Raw genomic sequence first — 17876 nt, forward strand, 5'->3', positions numbered from 1 at the left:
GATACGGCTTGTTGTCTTTTTATAACACCATAACTGGTTAAAGTTTTATCATGAAAGGTCTTATTCCTCGCGATTTCATCTTGGATTTAACTGCTCGAACTAACATTCTTGATGTGATTGGTAAACGCGTTAAAATGAAAAAAAAGGGGAATAATTATTTTGGTTGTTGCCCTTTTCATGATGAAAAAACAGCTTCGTTTTCTCTTAATGAAAAAAAACAGATCTTTTATTGTTTTGGATGTGGCGCATCAGGATCTGTTGTTAATTTTCTAATGCAATATGAGCGGTTATCTTTTCCTGAAGCTATTGAGGAGTTAGCTAGCTTGCAAGGGATTCGTGTCCCTTATATTGATAACGATAAAAATCAAATTGATCAATCAAAGCACATTGAATCTAGAAATGTACGTCGAGATCTATATACTTTGATGGGCAAAATCACTGATTTTTATCAGCAACAATTAGCATTATCTACATCTACTGATGCTCAAAAATATCTTGAGCAACGGGGACTCAATGCAGAAATTATAGCACGGTATAGAATTGGTTTTGCGCCTAATGAGTGGCGTTTAACTTCACAAAATGTGGTTAAAACAAAAGCTGAAGAAGCACTTTATGAACAAGCCGGCATGCAAGTCAGCCACGATAGGGGTAATCAATATGACCGTTTTCGTGGAAGAATCATGTTTCCTATTCGCGATAGACAAGGCAATGTTATCGCGTTTGGTGGACGAACTATCATTAATGATTCTGCAAAATATATTAATTCACCAGAAACCCCCATTTTTCATAAAGGCTTTCAACTTTACGGACTTTATGAAACGCTAGAAGTCAATCGTAATCCTCAGCAACTGATGGTGGTTGAAGGCTATATGGATGTGGTTTCGCTTGCTCAATATGGCATTGATTATGCTGTTGCTGCTTTAGGTACGGCTACATCAGAGGAGCATATTAAATTATTATTTAGAGCAACAGATTCGGTAATATTTTGTTATGACGGCGATAATGCTGGACGAAGCGCTGCTTGGCGGGCACTTAATGTTTTATTACCTTGCTTAATCGATGGTAAGAAAATAACTTTTGCTTTTTTGCCTCAAGATGAAGATCCTGATAGTTTTGTGCGTAAAGTCGGTAAGGATAATTTTGAAAAATATTTAAATGAATCTTCAAATTTGTCGAAATTTTTATTTGATGAACTTTTGAAACAGGTTGATTTAAAAACGGCTGAAGGAAAAGCAAAATTGAGTTCGCTAGCTTTACCGCTACTTGATCAAATTAAGGCAAAAGCCTTTAGATTAAATTTACTGCAGAAGCTCGGTAATTATTTAGGTTTACTTGATGTATCTCAATTAGAACAATTAATTCAAGAAAATCGTTCCCAACGTGATGAAAAGGCAAATGAAAAAGCGCCTACATCACAAATGAAATTAACAACGATGCGAGTTTTAATTGGTTTATTACTTCAATATCCTAATCTTGCTGAGCAAGTTTCCGATATAAATGTGATTCGCCAGGTTAAAATGGCCGGGATCGAGATTTTTGTTGAATTACTTGAACTATGTCAACGTTATCCCAATATAACTACTGCACAAATATTAATAGAGTGTATGGATAGACCGTTTTATAAGCAGTTGAATCGTTTATCCACCTGGGAGTGTCATTATCAAGATGGCGAAATAGGCTCAATTTTTTCACATACTTTAAAAGAGTTATATGATAATATACTCGCCCAAAGGCAAGATGAACTAATCGCAAAAGAGAGAGTCTCCGGCTTAAGCACCGCAGAGAAAAAAGAATTGGCGACTTTAATACTTGTTTTATCAAAAAAAGACTAAATATATAGAGTACGTGTAGATTCCAGATATTGTTCTACATGCATAATATAAATGACCAAATAACTAAAATGGATACCTTTATGGAGCAAAATTCTCAATCACAGTTAAAACTCCTAATCATTCGAGGTAAGGAGCTAGGATACCTGACCTATGCTGATGTCAACGATCACTTGCCTGAAGAGATTATTGATTCAGATCAGATTGAAGATATTATCCAAATGATTAATGATATGGGGATTCAAGTTCTTGAAGAAGCCCCTGATTCTGATGAGTTATTACTTTCAGATAATGTCCCTGATGAAGAAGCTGTTGAAGCTGCAACAGCATTAGTATTATCTAATGTTGAGTCAGAAATTGGTAGAACAACTGATCCTGTTCGTATGTATATGCGTGAAATGGGAGCGGTTGAACTGTTAACGCGTGAAGGCGAAATCGATATTGCTAAGCGTATTGAAGATGGTATTAATCAAGTTCAAACTTCGGTATCCGAATATCCAGAAGCTATAACTTATCTTTTAGAGCAATATAATTTAATCGAAAGTGGACAAGTTCGTTTATCTGATTTAATTACAGGTTTTGTTGATCCAAATGCTGAAGAAGTTGTTGAAGAGTTACCTGAAGATTTAGACGTTAGTGAAACCGAAATTGAAATCGATGATAGCGATGATGATAGTGAGGATGATGAAAACGAGGCATCGACTGATGATGATGTTTCTATCGATCCCGAGGTTGCTAAAGCTAAATTTGCCGAATTAAAAGAGCAACATGATAAAACGTCTGATGCTATTAAAAAATATGGCCGTGCTCATAAAAAAGCACAAAAAGAGATCGAAAATCTATCAGAAATATTTAAACAATTCCGTTTAGTTGCTAAGCAGTTTGATATTCTTGTTAATAACATGAGAAGCATGATGGAGCGTGTTAGAACTCATGAACGTGTTATTATGAGGATTTGTGTTGAAAAATGCAAAATGCCGAAAAAACTATTTATGACTTATTTTACTGGCAATGAAAATAGCATGGATTGGTTTAAGAAAGCTTTATCATCGAAAGGTGCGTTTGCGGATAATTTAAAAGATTTTGAAACTCAAATTGCTGCTCAAGTTGATTTGTTACAACAAATTGAAACTGAAACAAGTCTTTCTATTGAGCAAATCAAAGATATTAATCGACGTATGTCTATTGGCGAAGCTAAAGCACGTCGAGCTAAGAAAGAAATGGTAGAAGCTAACTTACGACTAGTTATTTCTATTGCGAAAAAATACACCAACCGAGGATTACAATTCTTAGATCTTATCCAAGAAGGTAATATTGGCTTGATGAAAGCAGTTGATAAATTTGAATATCGTCGTGGTTATAAATTCTCAACTTATGCAACTTGGTGGATAAGACAAGCGATTACTCGTTCTATAGCTGACCAAGCAAGGACAATTCGTATTCCGGTACATATGATTGAAACAATTAATAAGTTAAATCGTATTTCTCGTCAAATGTTACAGGAAATCGGTCGTGAACCAACACCTGAAGAGTTATCTGAACGCATGCAAATGCCTGAAGATAAAATTCGTAAAGTGCTTAAAATTGCTAAAGAGCCAATTTCGATGGAAACACCAGTTGGTGATGACGAGGATTCGCATTTAGGTGATTTTATTGAAGATACAGCTCTTGAGCAACCGCTAGATGCGGCGACTTCTGAGAGTTTACGTAGCGCAACTCGCGATATTTTATCAGGATTAACGCCTAGAGAAGCGAAAGTGTTACGTATGCGATTTGGTATTGATATGAATACAGATCATACGCTAGAAGAAGTTGGTAAGCAATTTGATGTAACTCGTGAACGTATTCGTCAAATTGAGGCTAAGGCGCTGAGAAAATTACGTCATCCAAGTCGATCTGATGTGCTTCGTAGTTTCTTAGAATAAATTTTATCTTTCTTGTATATCGCCACTTTTGTGGCGATTTTTTTATTCTTGTTAATCAAAGATATTAAAAATCATGAATATATTTCAACGTGTTAAGATTGATTCATTCTTATTGATTCTAATTTGTGTTGTGATTACAGCTAGCTTTTTTCCTTGTGAAGGACAGGCTAAAACGGTTTTTGAATACCTTACAACTTTTGCTATTGGCTTGCTATTTTTTATGCATGGCGCAAAACTTTCTTTTCAAGCAATTGTCTCTGGTATAAAAAATTGGCGATTACATTTGTTAATATTTACAACTACATTTGTAATATTCCCAGTTTTAGGCATGATGATGCAGTTATTAGTGCCCACTTTTTTATCACATGATATTTATTTAGGTTTTGTTTATCTTTGTGTTTTACCAGCAACAGTGCAGTCTGCAATAGCATTTACTTCAATAGCTAAAGGTAATGTGGCAGCAGCTATTTGCAGTGCCTCAGCATCAACGTTATTGGGGGTGTTTATTACCCCGCTTTTAGTTGGATTGTTAATACATACTCAAACCTCGGCATCAATGAACATAATTGATGCCATTACCTCTATTATGCTGAAACTGATGTTGCCATTTGTTGTCGGGCATTTATCTAGACGTTTTATTGGTCAATGGGTAGATAAGTATAAAAATATTATTTCTAAAACAGATCGTTTGTCGATTTTATTAGTGGTTTATGTAGCGTTTAGTGATGCAGTTGTTAATGGTATATGGTCGCAAGTCGGTTTTTTATCTTTGTTAAATATTATATTTTTCTCAATTATTCTGTTAGTTATAGTTTTATTTATTACCACTTATAGTGCAAGATTTTTTGGTTTTAGCAAACAAGATGAAATCACAATTGTATTTTGTGGTTCAAAAAAGAGCCTAGCAAGTGGTATTCCAATGGCAAGTGTTATCTTCCCCATGTCGATGATGGGTATTTTGATCCTACCTTTAATGATCTTTCATCAAATCCAATTAATGATTTGTGCTTTTTTGGCGGCACGTTATGCTAAACGAAAAATGTAAAAAATTGTTTTGCTCATTAGCTTATTCTCAAGGATAATAGTGGCGCTAATTAACAACAGAAAGATATATTATGTTTCATCTATTTGCTGATTTAGAATTTTCAACCATTATATTATTAGTCTTAGCTTTACTTTTTGTACTCTTTTATGAGGCTATTAATGGATTTCATGATACTGCTAATGCTGTTGCCACTGTTATTTATACAAGGGCATTGAAAGAACAACTTGCCGTTTTTATGGCCGGAGTATTTAATTTCTTTGGCGTACTACTTGGTGGGCTTAGTGTGGCTTATGCCATTGTGCATTTGTTACCAACTGATTTATTACTTAATGTAAGCTCTACTCATGGGCTTGCTATGGTATTTTCTATTTTATTTGCAGCAATCATTTGGAATTTAGGTACTTGGTTTGTTGGTATTCCTGCATCAAGTTCACATACTTTAATTGGTTCTATTATTGGCGTAGCACTTGCAAATGCATTGGTTATGGATACATCAATTATTGATGCGCTTAATATTCCTAAGATGATTCAAATCTTTTTATCCTTGATTGTTTCACCAATAGTTGGTCTTGTTATTGCTGGGTTAATGATTTTTTGTCTGCGTAAGTATTGGACACGTAAAGGGCAAAGTAAAAAGAGTAGTAAAAAAAGAGAACGCATCTTTATGACTCCAGAGCAGCGAGAAAAACTTTATGGTAAGAAAAAGCCACCTTTTTGGATCCGAATAATGCTTATTATTTCTGCTGCAGGTGTGAGTTTTTCTCATGGTGCTAATGATGGACAAAAAGGTATTGGTTTATTAATGTTAGTATTGATGGGTATCGCTCCTGCTGGCTTTATTGTTAATATGAATGCGTCTACCTATGATATTACTAACACTCGTAATGCTATTGATAATATTCAGGAGTACTTTGTTACTCACAATGATGATCTAACTACGATAATAGGTAAACAACCTGCATTAGACACAAGTATTCCAGAAGGCGATTTGAATAAGTATCATTGTGACTATTCACATTCATTTATCACACTGGGTATTGCTCATAATTTATTTAATAAAATGAATAATTATGAATCACTCACTGTTGAACAACGTTCACAAGCTAGACGCATATTATTATGTTTATCGGATACTGTTTCGCATGTTGCTAAACAAGCTAATGTAACAGCAGAGGAAAAACAATATCTGAAATCTTTGAATAACGATTTACTTAAAACTGTTGAATATGCGCCGATTTGGATCATTATTTCGGTAGCTTCAGCGCTAGCAATTGGAACAATGATAGGATGGCGTCGTGTAGCTATTACTATTGGTGAAAAAATTGGTAAAAAAGGGATGACTTACGCACAAGGCGTGTCGGCACAAATCACTACGGCTTTATCAATTGGGATTGCAAGTTATACTGGTATGCCTGTTTCAACAACTCAAGTTCTTTCTTCATCTGTGGCAGGTACAATGATTGTTGATGGTGGTGGCGTTCAAAGTAAGACCATTAAAAATATTGCATTAACTTGGATTTTAACACTTCCAATTTCAATTTTGTTATCTGGGTCACTTTTTTGGCTTGCTCAAAAATTGATTTAGTAGTAAAAAGAGAGTATCAATTTTGTAGTTTTATCTGACCGTTAAATTGGAAGGAGTAATGTATCATGGCTTATAAACACATATTAGTTGCAGTAGATTTATCACCTGAAAGTGAAGTTCTTGTCGAAAAAGCAGTTTCTATGGCTAGGCCATATAATGCTCAAATATCTTTGATTCATGTTGGTATTAATTATTCGGATCTTTATACTGGTTTAGTTGATATTAATATGAATGATATGAAAGACCGAATTACTGAAGATGCGCATATTGCATTAAATAAACTAGCCAATGATGCGGGATATCCTATAGCTCATACTCTTTCTGGGAATGGTGAATTTGACCAAGTATTAATCGAAGCAATTCATGAATATGGCGCTGATCTTGTCGTGTGTGGTCATCATCAAGACTTTTGGAGTAAGTTGATGTCTTCTGCTCGTCAACTTATCAATAATACACATATTGATACCTTGATTGTTCCGCTAAAAGATGAAGAACCAGCAGAAGAACCTGCTAAATGAAGTATTAAATATCAACCCGCTTAATTAGCGGGTTTTTTATAGATATTAGATAGTTTTTTGTAAAAAACTTTCAGGTAACTATGTGTTTCAGTATATTTTTATGTACTACTTTTTGTTTATGCATATAGTCGTTTATCGAAATATACTCCAGTTTTAACTTAGTTTATAAGGGGATTTAATATGAATATAGCTTTGGTTACTGGTGCATCCTCTGGTTTTGGGCAAGCTATTTGCCGTAAACTTATAGCAGATGGTTATAAAGTTGTAGGCGTAGCTAGACGTGCAGATAAACTACAAAACCTTGCAGATGACTTAGGTGCTAATTTTCTTTCATTACCATTAGATATAACTAAAAAAGATGCAGTAAATACTATTTTATTGCAACTACCAAATGAATTTAAGCCCATAGATATTTTAATAAATAATGCAGGTCTAGCATTAGGTTTAGAACCTGCTTATGAAGCAGATTATAACGATTGGGAAACAATGATTGAAACTAACATTATTGGGCTAGTAAACCTAACTCGACAAATTTTACCAGAAATGGTTGAGCGCAATTTTGGTTATATTATTAATCTTGGATCTGTGGCTGGTACTTATGCTTATAAAGGCGGAAATGTTTATGGTGCATCTAAAGCTTTTGTTAAACAATTTAGTGCTAATTTGCGTACCGATTTATTAGGGAAAAAGGTTAGAGTTACTAATATCGAACCGGGATTATGTGGTGGTACAGAGTTTTCAAATGTTCGCTTTCATGGCGATAACCAGAAAGCCGCACAGGTTTATCAAGGTGTTGAATTTATTACTCCCGAAGATATAGCTAATACTGTCTCTTGGTTAATTAATACACCAAATCATTTTAATGTTAACTCAATTGAAATAATGCCTGTTGCACAAGCATCGGCAGGATTGTCTGTTTGTAAAGAGGCTAAATAATATAACTTCCATTATTAAGTTTTTTGCTGATTTTTAGCGAAAATTAAAAAAATTTGTTTGGCAAACAAAATAGACTTGCACTTATGCTAATGGGTTGTTATTCTTTCTTCTTGTGATTTTGATTGAGGTTTATGGCAATGACATTTTCTGAAGTAACGAAAACATTTGCGACAAGTTTGCCTGGTACTGATAGTTATGTAAAGTTAAGAAAGGCAATGAGAGCATTAATTCAAGAAGATCCAAAAAATGCATCGGTTTATTTTTTGATTTTTGGATTTGCTCGTACGTATGTTATGTTATATGAAGATCAAGAAGTATCGCCGCAATTTGCCGAAGATAATCAAAAGCTAATGTTATCGTATCTTAATATTTTAGATGAAGCATTAAAAAAACAAGATGAAAAGTGCATATATCAAGCATTGAATAAAGTTGTTAATGAATACGAAAATAGCAAAAAGGTTTTTTAAAATTACAGCCTGACATGAAAATGTTGGGCTGTTTTGTTTTTAGTTTAATTAAATATTTTTTAGGGAAAATCATGATAATTTTAGTTAGTATGACAGGAATTATTAGCACCTTAGGTACTATTATGCTATCTAGGGCGGGTTGATTTTTTCAATAAATATTAAAAAACCCGCCCCCTAAAGGCGGGTTTTTTATTTTGCATGGAAATAAAGTAGTTAACCTGTGCAAAAAAATTAAAAACAGAATTAGCATGATAAGACTACAAGATTTTTAATACCTATAAATAAGTTCTAAAAACTATAATTATAGATAGTAATGGGCATAAACTAAGATAATAAGTAAGGTGTGATATGAAAGTTTTAAAATTTGGAGGAACATCTGTTGCTAACGCAGAACGCTTTTTGCGAGTTGCAGAAATTATTGAAAATAATGCTAAACAAGAGCAAACCGCCACTGTTTTATCGGCACCTGCTAAAATTACCAACCATTTAGTAGCCATGGTTGAAAAAACGGTTGCTGGGCAAGATATCAAAAGTAACATTTATGATGCTGAAAAGATATTTGCAGATCTATTAGCAGGTCTTGCAAAAGCTCACCCTAATTTTGCTTATGAAGAGATGAAGCATTTTGCTCTTAATGAATTAAAGCATGTTAAGCAATTACTTGAAGGTATCCGTTTACTCGGTCAATGTCCTGATAGTATCAATGCATCAATTATTTGTCGTGGAGAAAAGCTATCAATTGCTATTATGCAAGAACTTCTCAAAGCAAGAGGCCATACGATCACGGTAATAGATCCTGTTGCTATGCTTATTGCAGAAGGTGGTTATTTAGAATCGACTGTTAATATACCTGAATCGACTCATCGAATTGCTGAAATGCACATTCCACAAGACAATTTTATTCTAATGCCCGGTTTTACCGCTGGTAATGAAAAAGGTGAATTAGTTGTGCTTGGACGAAATGGTTCTGATTATTCTGCTGCCGTATTAGCAGCTTGTTTAAGAGCAAATAGCTGTGAAATATGGACCGATGTTGATGGAGTTTATACTTGTGATCCCCGTATTGTACCAGATGCCAAATTACTAAAAACAATGTCTTATCAAGAGGCGATGGAACTTTCATATTTTGGAGCAAAAGTACTTCATCCAAGAACTATTTTACCTATTGCCCAATTTCAGATTCCTTGTTTAATCAAAAATACAAATAATCCTGATGCGCCAGGCACATTAATTGGTGCTAATATTGTTGACTCAACCACACCTGTAAAAGGTATTACCAATTTAAATAACATGGCAATGATCAATGTTTCAGGTCCTGGATTAAAAGGTATGGTTGGTATGTCGGCACGTGTTTTTTCTGCGATGTCTTATGCTGGCATTTCAGTTGTACTTATTACTCAATCATCATCTGAATACAGCATTAGTTTTTGTGTGCCACAAACAGAACTTTATCGTGCAGAAGAAGCTTTAAGTGATGAATTTTTCTTAGAATTAAAAGATGGATTACTTGAACCGATCGAGGTGATTGAAAGGCTTGCTATTATCTCTGTAGTAGGCGATGGCATGCGTACCTTACGTGGTTTATCAGCTAATTTCTTTACAGCATTAGCCAGAGCTAATATTAATATTGTTGCTATAGCACAAGGTTCATCTGAACGCTCAATTTCAGTTGTAGTTGATAATGATGTTGCTGTAATGGGCGTTCGTGTTGCGCATCAGATGTTATTTGGTACTGATAAAATGCTTGATGTCTTTGTTATTGGTGTTGGTGGGGTCGGTGGTGCGCTTGTCGACCAAATTGGACGTCAACAGAAATGGCTTAAAAACAAACAGATTGATTTGCGAGTATGTGGTTTGTTTAACTCTAAACACAGCATAACCAATAGAGACGGTATTGATCTTAGTAATTGGCGTGATCAAATCAAACAGAGTGATACTAAATATTCATTGGATAGTATTATTGAGTTTGCTGAGTCTAATCGACTACTTAATCCGATTCTCGTTGATTGTACTTCTAGTAGCGAAGTGTCTGACAAATACGCTGATTTTTTAGCTAATGGCTTTCATGTCGTTACACCAAATAAAAAAGCAAATACTAGCTCAATGGCCTACTATTTACGCTTACGCCAAGAAGCTGCAAAAAATAAGCGTAAATTCCAATATGATACCAATGTAGGGGCTGGGTTACCGGTAATTGAAAATCTTCAAAATCTACTTAATGCAGGTGATGAGTTAATCAAGTTTTCGGGAATTCTATCTGGATCGCTTTCTTTTATATTTGGTAAACTTGACGAAGGCATGTCACTGTCTGAAGCAACTAAATTGGCTAAAGAGAAAGGTTTTACTGAACCTGATCCTCGAGACGATCTATCTGGAACCGATGTAGCTAGAAAGTTACTTATTTTAGCTAGAGAATCAGGTTTACAATTAGAATTGGATCAAATCAATGTCGAATCCGTATTACCTCCTGAATATGCACAAGGTAGCATTGATGATTTCATGACCAAATTACCGCAGTTAGATGCACAGTTTAAAGCAAAATCTGAACAAGCAGCAAAAGAAGGTAAAGTTCTACGTTATGTGGGTAGCATAGAAAACCATCAATGCAGTGTTAGAATTGAAGCTGTCGATAGCGAAGATCCTCTTTATAAAGTCAAAAATGGCGAAAATGCCTTAGCTTTTTATACTCGTTATTATCAACCTATTCCTCTTGTATTACGTGGTTATGGTGCTGGTAATGATGTTACTGCAGCAGGTGTTTTTGCTGATATTTTACGTACAACATCAGGTAAAATCGGAGGTTAAATGAGTCATAAATCTTTAACTGTTTATGCGCCTGCATCAATGGCTAATATTAGCGTTGGTTTTGATATATTGGGCGCAGCAATTAGCCCGATTAGTGGCGCTATGCTTGGTGACTGTATTACTGTTAAATCTGCTAACGAATTTTCCCTTACTAGCAAAGGTCAATTTGTCAAAAAGCTACCACGTGATCCAAAATGTAATATTGTATTTCAATGTTGGCAGCGATTTTGTCAAGCAATGGGGAAAACTTTACCTGTTAGTATGACTCTTGAAAAAAATATGCCAATTGGCTCTGGTTTAGGTTCAAGTGCGTGCTCAGTAGTTGGTGCATTGGTTGCATTAAATGAGTTTTTTGATAAACCTTTTAATGAATTTGAAATGTTATCCATGATGGGAGAACTTGAAGGTCGTATTTCGGGCAGTGTGCATTATGATAATGTTGCGCCATGCTATTTAGGTGGGATGCAACTTATTCTTAATGAGATGGGTATTATTAGTGAGTCGATTCCGCATTTTGATGATTGGTATTGGGTGATGGCTTATCCAGGAATAAAGGTATCAACGGCTGAAGCACGTGCAATTTTACCTGCTCAATATCAAAGGTCTGATTGTGTAGCACATGGTCGCTATGTGGGGGGATTTTTGCATGCTTGTTATACCAAACAACCTAAGCTGGCTGCCACAATGCTTTTTGATAATATTGCTGAGCCTTATCGTAAACAATTATTACCTAATTTTGATGAAACTCAAAAACGGGTTAAGCAACTTGGTGCTTTGTCATCGGGTATTTCAGGTTCAGGGCCAACAATATTTGTGATTGCAGATAAACTTGAAACAGCTCAGCAAATTGAATTATTACTTAAAAAATATTATTTGCAAAATGATGAAGGTTTTACTCATATTTGTAAAATTGATACTCAAGGAACAAGAGTTATTTAATGTTTACTATAAAAAGTAGAGTTAAATATAACAAAATTGCCAACTATTATTCAACAAGTTGATATTACGAAGAGTGAAATATTACAGCATAAAGATAACCGGAAAATATTATGAAATTATATAACTTAAAAGATCATTCCCAGCAAGTTAGCTTTGCACAAGCAGTTCAACAAGGATTAGGAAGAGGGCAAGGTTTATTCTTTCCTCAACAATTACCTAAATTTTCATCATCCGAAATTGAGTCGTTATTAAAACTTGATTTCATTACTCGAAGTGCCAAGATCTTATCTGCTTTTATTGGTGATGAGATTAGCTGTGATGATATGCATAGACTTGTTAAAAATGCATTTCAATTCCCTGCTCCAGTAACTTCTGTGGAAGCAGACATTGGTTCATTAGAACTATATCATGGACCAACATTAGCATTTAAAGATTTTGGTGGACGCTTTATGGCGCAAGCTTTAGTGCAAGTTGCTGCTGACAAAAAAATTACTATTTTGACTGCTACTTCTGGCGATACTGGTGCGGCCGTTGCTCATGCGTTTTATCATTTACCAAATATTCGCGTCGTGATTTTATACCCAGAAGGTAAAATTAGTCCATTACAAGAAAAGTTATTTTGTACTTTAGGTGATAATATACATACAATTGCTATTCAAAGTGACTTTGATGCGTGTCAAGCCTTAGTTAAAAAAGCATTTGATGATGAAGATTTGAAAAAAACAATCGGTTTAAACTCCGCTAACTCAATTAATATTAGCCGATTATTAGCACAAATCTGTTACTATTTTGAAGCTTTTGCACAACTCACATCAACTCAACGTGAACAGCTGGTTATTTCTGTGCCGAGTGGCAATTTTGGTGACTTAACAGCAGGTCTACTTGCGAAAACAATGGGATTACCTATTAAACGCTTTATTGCCGCAACGAATGCCAATGATACAGTACCTCGTTATTTAGAAACTGGTAAGTGGGAACCTCACGCAACCATTGCAACATTATCGAATGCAATGGATGTAAGCCAACCAAATAACTGGCCACGTATCGAAGAGATTTATAAGCGTGAGGGATGGGATCTTAAATCACTCGGTCATGCTACTGTTTCGGATGAAGTTGCTAAGCAAACTGTTTGTGAACTTGATCAAAAAGGTTACTTATCTGAACCTCATGGTGCAATTGCTTATCGAGCACTGCGTGATCAGTTACAAGAGGGTGAATATGGACTATTTTTAGGTACGGCACATCCTGCTAAATTTAAAGAAGTGGTTGAAGATATTTTAGGTAAATCAGTTCCATTGCCTAAAGAGTTAGCAGAGCGAGCTGATATGACATTGCTTTCTCATTGTATGCCTGATGATTTTGCTAAATTAAGAGATTTTCTCATTAAATTAAATTGGTAAGTGTTTTATGCCACCAAATAGGTGGCTAATTTTTGAATGTTTGGTGAATCTTCATCATCATGTATTTTAATACTATCGATGATAAAACTAACATTTAAGGTGAATAAACCATACCTATTTTTCTAGTATAATGATTAACGTCATAACAATTAGACCCTTGTTTAAATCAAAATTTTCAGATATTGTAATGATTATTTTGTTGCCATAAGGATACATTTATGCACTGTCCTTTTTGTAATGCAGATGATACAAAGGTGATTGATTCACGTCTTATCGGTGAAGGATTTCAAGTCCGTCGTAGACGGCAATGTGTTGAATGTAATGAAAGATTTACTACATTTGAAGTTGCTGAATTAATTATGCCTAATGTCATTAAAAGCAATAAAGTTCGCGAACCATTCAATGAAGATAAATTACGCAATGGTATGAAAAGGGCTCTTGAAAAACGCCCAGTGAGTTTTGATGCCATTGAAGATGCGATTACACGTATAAAATCTAAACTAAGAGCAACAGGTGAACGTGAAGTCCCAGCAAAATTAATTGGTGACTATGTGATTGAAGAACTTAAAAATCTAGATAAAATTGCTTATATTCGTTTTGCTTCGGTTTATTTTAGTTTTGACGATATCGAACAATTTAGTAATGAAATTGCAAAGTTACAACAAAAATAATCAACAATATGACTGCAATTTGCAATAAAGATCACTTCTATATGCAACAAGCCATTGATTTGGCTAAGCTTGGTCGTTTTACAACAACACCAAATCCTAATGTTGGCTGTGTCATTGTTAAAGATGATCAAATAATTGGCAAAGGTTATCACCAAAAAGCTGGTGAGCCTCATGCCGAAGTTCATGCACTAAAAATGGCTGGTGATGAGGCAATCGGCGCAACAGCTTATGTGACATTAGAGCCTTGTAGTCATTTTGGTCGAACACCTCCTTGTGCTGATGCGCTTATTAAAGCTGGCATCATTCGTGTAGTAATTGCGATGCAAGATCCTAACCCTAATGTTGCAGGTAATGGTATTAAACGCTTAAAAGAAGCAGGAATAGATGTCACCATTGGCGTTTTAACTGAGCAAGCAGAAGCTATTAATAAAGGCTTTTTAAAACTCATGCGAACAGGTTTGCCTTATATTCAACTTAAACTAGCCGCCTCATTAGATGGTAAAATTGCCATGGCATCTGGTGAAAGCAAATGGATAACATCAAATAAGGCAAGAGAAGATGTGCAACAGTTCCGAGCTCAAGCAAGCTGTATTTTAAGTACTCGTGCGACTGTGCAAGCTGATAATGCAAGTTTAACAGTTAGATATAACGAATTACCTGATGAAATAAAAAAAATCTACCTTCCAGAAAAAATCCGGCAACCTGTTCGTGTAATTATTGACAGTCAAGATCAGCTAACAGGTACTGAAAATATTTTCAATCAGCCAGGTGAAACATGGGTAGTACGAAAAAAAGATAACCTTATTGCAAAACAAAATACCAAATTAATTATAGAATCATCTAGTTGTAAACAAATAGATTTATCTAAATTGTTTGCATTATTAGCCGAAAAACAAATAAATTCGGTTTGGGTTGAAGCTGGTGCTCATCTGGCTGGAGCTCTAATAGAACAAGATTTAGTGGATGAATTAATTATTTATTATGCACCAAAATTACTTGGTCATAATGCGTTAGATATGTGTATATTGCCAAATCTGCAAAAGCTTTCATTAGCACCACAATTTCAATTTGAATCGATTGCTATGGTGGGCGATGATCTTCGACTTATTTTAAAAAGAAAATTACTTGCAACTTTGTAAAGAGTTAATAACTTTTTTCAGTAACATTCAAAACTAAAAATTTAATAGTAAGTTAGCCGGTATGTATCAAATAACAAGATTCGCCACACTTGATATCGATCTTTTTTTTAATTTAGATGAGTATCGTATTATCGAAGACTTCGGTTATGGTGATATTTCAGGAATAGGAAAAGTCTGTGGTTATCAAATTCTCTTTTTTTATATTTCGGATAATGTTGAGGCATTATCAATTGATGAAGTTATAGACAACACTTTCTTATGTGATAAAGCAAATCAAATTTTAGATTTTCTTGGTTTTGACTTTAAAATTGGTCAGCCGTTTGAGTTAACCAATCAGTTTAATCATAATTATAGATTTAAAGATCATATCTATGAAGAGCACATGCGTTACTATTATGTTTTCGATAACATTTTGATTACTCTAGGTATTAATTTGGAAGGGGTTTTGGTTTCATTTGAAATGGTTAAAGATCAATGTATTATCAATAATCGCCTTGAAACTTTTAAATCTTAGCTTCGTCTTCAAATTTTATTTTATTGGTAACAAATAAAAAAAGCGCCATTAATAGCGCTTTTGATTAAAAATTACTGTGCTTATTTTTTAAGTTCAGCGATTTTTTTACGAATATTGTTTGCACGATCTGTTGAAGATGGATGGCTACTTAAGATTGAAGCGTCACCGCCACCTAATTTATCAAATGCAGTTGCAAGACCTACTGGATTAATTTTTTTCTTAACTAAGAAATCGAAAGAATAGTTATCCGCATCTTGTTCTTGTTTTTGTGAAAATTGAGAATTAATCACTGCTGATGCTAAAGCGCCTAAGCTAGATTTCGATAGAGCGGCAATTTTTGCATTACCAGATGCTGCTGCTGCATCACGTGCAATTTCAGTCGCATAAGCAACTTGCATTGCTTTTTTACTATGACCTAAAGCTACGTGACCTAATTCGTGACCTAAAACACCTTGAATTTCGTTATCAGTCATCATATCCATTAGACCACTATATACACGAACACAACCATTAGCCATTGCCCATGCATTAACATCTTTTGTGATGTATACTTTATAGTTGATTGGTGTACCGTTTAGATTATTACCAAGTGTTTTTGCAATTTTATTTAATCGTTTAGTATAAGCGCTTTTTGCTGGAGCAATTCTTGATTGAGCATCCATTTCAGCACATGATTGTTGACTTAATGCTTTAACATCATTATCACTTAGAGTAGCAGCTTGCAAACTTTTCATGCCAAGACTAGTTAAGTCATCTGCGCTCATATTTTTACAACCAGCGAGTGACATTGCTGCAACTAGAGGTAGTGCAACTAACAATGTTTTTTGATGTTTATTCATACTCTTTTCCTTATATTAATATAAATGTCAAATGCCTAATTTCTTTAGACAATTTAAATTTTAACGTAACTTTTATAATAATCAACAAATAATTGCTTGATTAGACAATATCCGGGCTTTAGACTAATGCCTCATTTTTGAGGAACACGATTATGCAACTATCCGATTTTGATTTTTATCTTCCTAAAGAACTAATTGCCAAACATCCTTCAAAAAACAGAAGTGCATGCCGACTTTTATCTCTTGATAGCCATACAGGTAAAGTTGAAGATAATGTATTTACTGATATTATCGATAAAATCAATCCGGGTGATTTACTTATTTTCAACAATACTAAAGTTATTCCTGCTCGCTTATATGGAAAAAAAGCTTCAGGTGGAAAAATTGAAATATTAATTGAAAGAATATTAGATAATAACCGAGCTCTAGCGCATATTAGAGCTTCAAAATCACCCAAAGCAGGTGCTGAACTAATATTAGGTGAAAATAACCCTATTAAGGTTACCATGCTAACACGCCACGATGCTTTATTTGAATTGCAATTTCCTGACGATGTGCTTAGTGTTTTAAATAAGATAGGTCATATTCCATTACCGCCATATATTGATCGCCCAGATAATGAACAAGATCGTGAAGTTTATCAAACAGTGTATAGTAAAGTGCCAGGAGCCGTTGCTGCACCCACGGCTGGTCTTCATTTCGATAAACCTTTATTAGAAAAACTAAAACAGAAAGGCGTCGAAATGGCATTTGTCACTTTACACGTTGGAGCAGGAACATTCCAACCAGTTAGGGTTGAAAACATTGAAAACCATATTATGCACTCTGAATATGCTGAAGTGCCAGAAACTGTTGTGGAAGCGGTGTTAGCATGTAAAGCACGAAACAAAAAAGTTATCGCTGTGGGAACAACTTCTGTTCGAGCTTTAGAAAGTGCAGCACAAAACACAGGAAAAATAGCTCCTTTTTTTGCCGATACCCAAATTTTTATTTATCCGGGGTATCAATTTAAGGTCATTGATTCGCTCATAACTAATTTTCATTTACCTGAATCAACTTTGATTATGCTTGTTTCTGCCTTTGCTGGTTATGAAAACACCATGAAAGCTTACCAACATGCTGTTAAAGAAAACTATCGATTTTTTAGTTATGGTGATGCTATGTTTATTACAGCGAAAAGTAATAAATATTAATAAATATCAAATAAATATCCAATGTAATTAAGCTAAGTTCAAACTTTATGGCTATATTAAGCTTATCTATA

General features: G+C 34.6%; 15 protein-coding genes. 14 read left to right on the forward strand and 1 reads right to left on the reverse strand.

Features of this window, described 5'->3' with window-relative positions; translation table 11 throughout:
* Positions 1-50 precede the first annotated feature (50 nt).
* The 13 genes from dnaG (at position 51) to ACGH6Q_RS08300 (ending at position 15773) form a co-directional block, all read left to right on the forward strand.
* Positions 51-1832, forward strand: coding sequence for a DNA primase (gene dnaG, locus ACGH6Q_RS08240; RefSeq protein WP_411592582.1), 1782 nt, complete (start codon positions 51-53; stop codon positions 1830-1832).
* 80 nt (positions 1833-1912) lie between these two features.
* Complete coding sequence (gene rpoD / locus ACGH6Q_RS08245; RefSeq protein ID WP_411592583.1) at positions 1913-3754, forward strand: RNA polymerase sigma factor RpoD; 1842 nt, start codon at positions 1913-1915, stop codon at positions 3752-3754.
* A gap of 73 nt (positions 3755-3827) precedes the next feature.
* Complete coding sequence (locus ACGH6Q_RS08250; RefSeq protein WP_034914119.1) at positions 3828-4799, forward strand: bile acid:sodium symporter family protein; 972 nt, start codon at positions 3828-3830, stop codon at positions 4797-4799.
* Between the two features lie 70 nt (positions 4800-4869).
* Positions 4870-6384 (forward strand): inorganic phosphate transporter PitA, encoded by a 1515-nt coding sequence (gene pitA, locus ACGH6Q_RS08255; RefSeq protein WP_065589862.1) that lies wholly within the window; start codon positions 4870-4872, stop codon positions 6382-6384.
* 65 nt (positions 6385-6449) lie between these two features.
* Complete coding sequence (gene uspA, locus ACGH6Q_RS08260) at positions 6450-6902, forward strand: universal stress protein UspA (RefSeq protein WP_065589863.1); 453 nt, start codon at positions 6450-6452, stop codon at positions 6900-6902.
* Between the two features lie 180 nt (positions 6903-7082).
* A complete protein-coding gene (locus ACGH6Q_RS08265; RefSeq protein ID WP_411592584.1) occupies positions 7083-7838 on the forward strand; it encodes an SDR family NAD(P)-dependent oxidoreductase in 756 nt (251 codons plus the stop codon).
* Positions 7839-7975: 137 nt separating this feature from the next.
* Positions 7976-8305 carry a hypothetical protein gene (locus tag ACGH6Q_RS08270; RefSeq protein ID WP_034914101.1) on the forward strand — a complete coding sequence of 110 codons (330 nt, stop codon included), beginning with the start codon at positions 7976-7978 and terminating at the stop codon, positions 8303-8305.
* A 348-nt stretch (positions 8306-8653) separates the two neighbouring features.
* The gene (gene thrA, locus ACGH6Q_RS08275; RefSeq protein ID WP_411592585.1) at positions 8654-11110 is read left to right on the forward strand and encodes a bifunctional aspartate kinase/homoserine dehydrogenase I; all 2457 of its coding nucleotides are present in this window, start codon (positions 8654-8656) and stop codon (positions 11108-11110) included.
* Positions 11111-12049: a homoserine kinase gene (gene thrB, locus ACGH6Q_RS08280; RefSeq protein WP_034914092.1), complete on the forward strand. Its 939-nt coding sequence runs from the start codon at positions 11111-11113 to the stop codon at positions 12047-12049.
* A gap of 110 nt (positions 12050-12159) precedes the next feature.
* The gene (gene thrC, locus ACGH6Q_RS08285) at positions 12160-13449 is read left to right on the forward strand and encodes a threonine synthase (RefSeq protein ID WP_296300429.1); all 1290 of its coding nucleotides are present in this window, start codon (positions 12160-12162) and stop codon (positions 13447-13449) included.
* Positions 13450-13667: 218 nt separating this feature from the next.
* Complete coding sequence (gene nrdR, locus ACGH6Q_RS08290) at positions 13668-14120, forward strand: transcriptional regulator NrdR (protein ID WP_034914085.1); 453 nt, start codon at positions 13668-13670, stop codon at positions 14118-14120.
* A gap of 8 nt (positions 14121-14128) precedes the next feature.
* Positions 14129-15259: a bifunctional diaminohydroxyphosphoribosylaminopyrimidine deaminase/5-amino-6-(5-phosphoribosylamino)uracil reductase RibD gene (gene ribD, locus ACGH6Q_RS08295; RefSeq protein WP_411592587.1), complete on the forward strand. Its 1131-nt coding sequence runs from the start codon at positions 14129-14131 to the stop codon at positions 15257-15259.
* 61 nt (positions 15260-15320) lie between these two features.
* On the forward strand, positions 15321-15773 hold the full coding sequence (locus ACGH6Q_RS08300) for a hypothetical protein (protein ID WP_174798915.1): 453 nt from the start codon (positions 15321-15323) through the stop codon (positions 15771-15773).
* 80 nt (positions 15774-15853) lie between these two features.
* Here the strand turns inward: ACGH6Q_RS08300 and ACGH6Q_RS08305 are convergent, their stop codons facing one another.
* Positions 15854-16612 (reverse strand): M48 family metallopeptidase, encoded by a 759-nt coding sequence (locus ACGH6Q_RS08305; RefSeq protein WP_411592588.1) that lies wholly within the window; start codon positions 16610-16612, stop codon positions 15854-15856.
* A gap of 152 nt (positions 16613-16764) precedes the next feature.
* Here ACGH6Q_RS08305 and queA point away from each other — a divergent pair, with 152 nt between their 5' ends.
* Positions 16765-17805, forward strand: coding sequence for a tRNA preQ1(34) S-adenosylmethionine ribosyltransferase-isomerase QueA (queA, locus tag ACGH6Q_RS08310; protein WP_296302158.1), 1041 nt, complete (start codon positions 16765-16767; stop codon positions 17803-17805).
* Positions 17806-17876: the final 71 nt, after the last annotated feature.

Source organism: Gilliamella sp. BG2, assembly GCF_046635645.1.
In the GTDB taxonomy this organism is placed as follows: Bacteria; Pseudomonadota; Gammaproteobacteria; order Enterobacterales; family Orbaceae; genus Gilliamella; species Gilliamella bombi.

Bases quoted from the DNA above. Each gene is read 5' to 3' on its own strand.
- uspA (WP_065589863.1), top strand. From the start codon at position 6,450: ATGGCTTATAAACACATATTAGTTGCAGTAGATTTATCACCTGAAAGT.
- nrdR (WP_034914085.1), top strand. From the start codon at position 13,668: ATGCACTGTCCTTTTTGTAATGCAGATGATACAAAGGTGATTGATTCA.
- thrB (WP_034914092.1), top strand. From the start codon at position 11,111: ATGAGTCATAAATCTTTAACTGTTTATGCGCCTGCATCAATGGCTAAT.
- queA (WP_296302158.1), top strand. From the start codon at position 16,765: ATGCAACTATCCGATTTTGATTTTTATCTTCCTAAAGAACTAATTGCC.
- pitA (WP_065589862.1), top strand. From the start codon at position 4,870: ATGTTTCATCTATTTGCTGATTTAGAATTTTCAACCATTATATTATTA.
- ribD (WP_411592587.1), top strand. From the start codon at position 14,129: ATGACTGCAATTTGCAATAAAGATCACTTCTATATGCAACAAGCCATT.
- ACGH6Q_RS08270 (WP_034914101.1), top strand. From the start codon at position 7,976: ATGACATTTTCTGAAGTAACGAAAACATTTGCGACAAGTTTGCCTGGT.
- ACGH6Q_RS08300 (WP_174798915.1), top strand. From the start codon at position 15,321: ATGTATCAAATAACAAGATTCGCCACACTTGATATCGATCTTTTTTTT.
- rpoD (WP_411592583.1), top strand. From the start codon at position 1,913: ATGGAGCAAAATTCTCAATCACAGTTAAAACTCCTAATCATTCGAGGT.
- dnaG (WP_411592582.1), top strand. From the start codon at position 51: ATGAAAGGTCTTATTCCTCGCGATTTCATCTTGGATTTAACTGCTCGA.
- thrA (WP_411592585.1), top strand. From the start codon at position 8,654: ATGAAAGTTTTAAAATTTGGAGGAACATCTGTTGCTAACGCAGAACGC.
- thrC (WP_296300429.1), top strand. From the start codon at position 12,160: ATGAAATTATATAACTTAAAAGATCATTCCCAGCAAGTTAGCTTTGCA.
- ACGH6Q_RS08305 (WP_411592588.1), bottom strand. From the start codon at position 16,612: ATGAATAAACATCAAAAAACATTGTTAGTTGCACTACCTCTAGTTGCA.
- ACGH6Q_RS08250 (WP_034914119.1), top strand. From the start codon at position 3,828: ATGAATATATTTCAACGTGTTAAGATTGATTCATTCTTATTGATTCTA.
- ACGH6Q_RS08265 (WP_411592584.1), top strand. From the start codon at position 7,083: ATGAATATAGCTTTGGTTACTGGTGCATCCTCTGGTTTTGGGCAAGCT.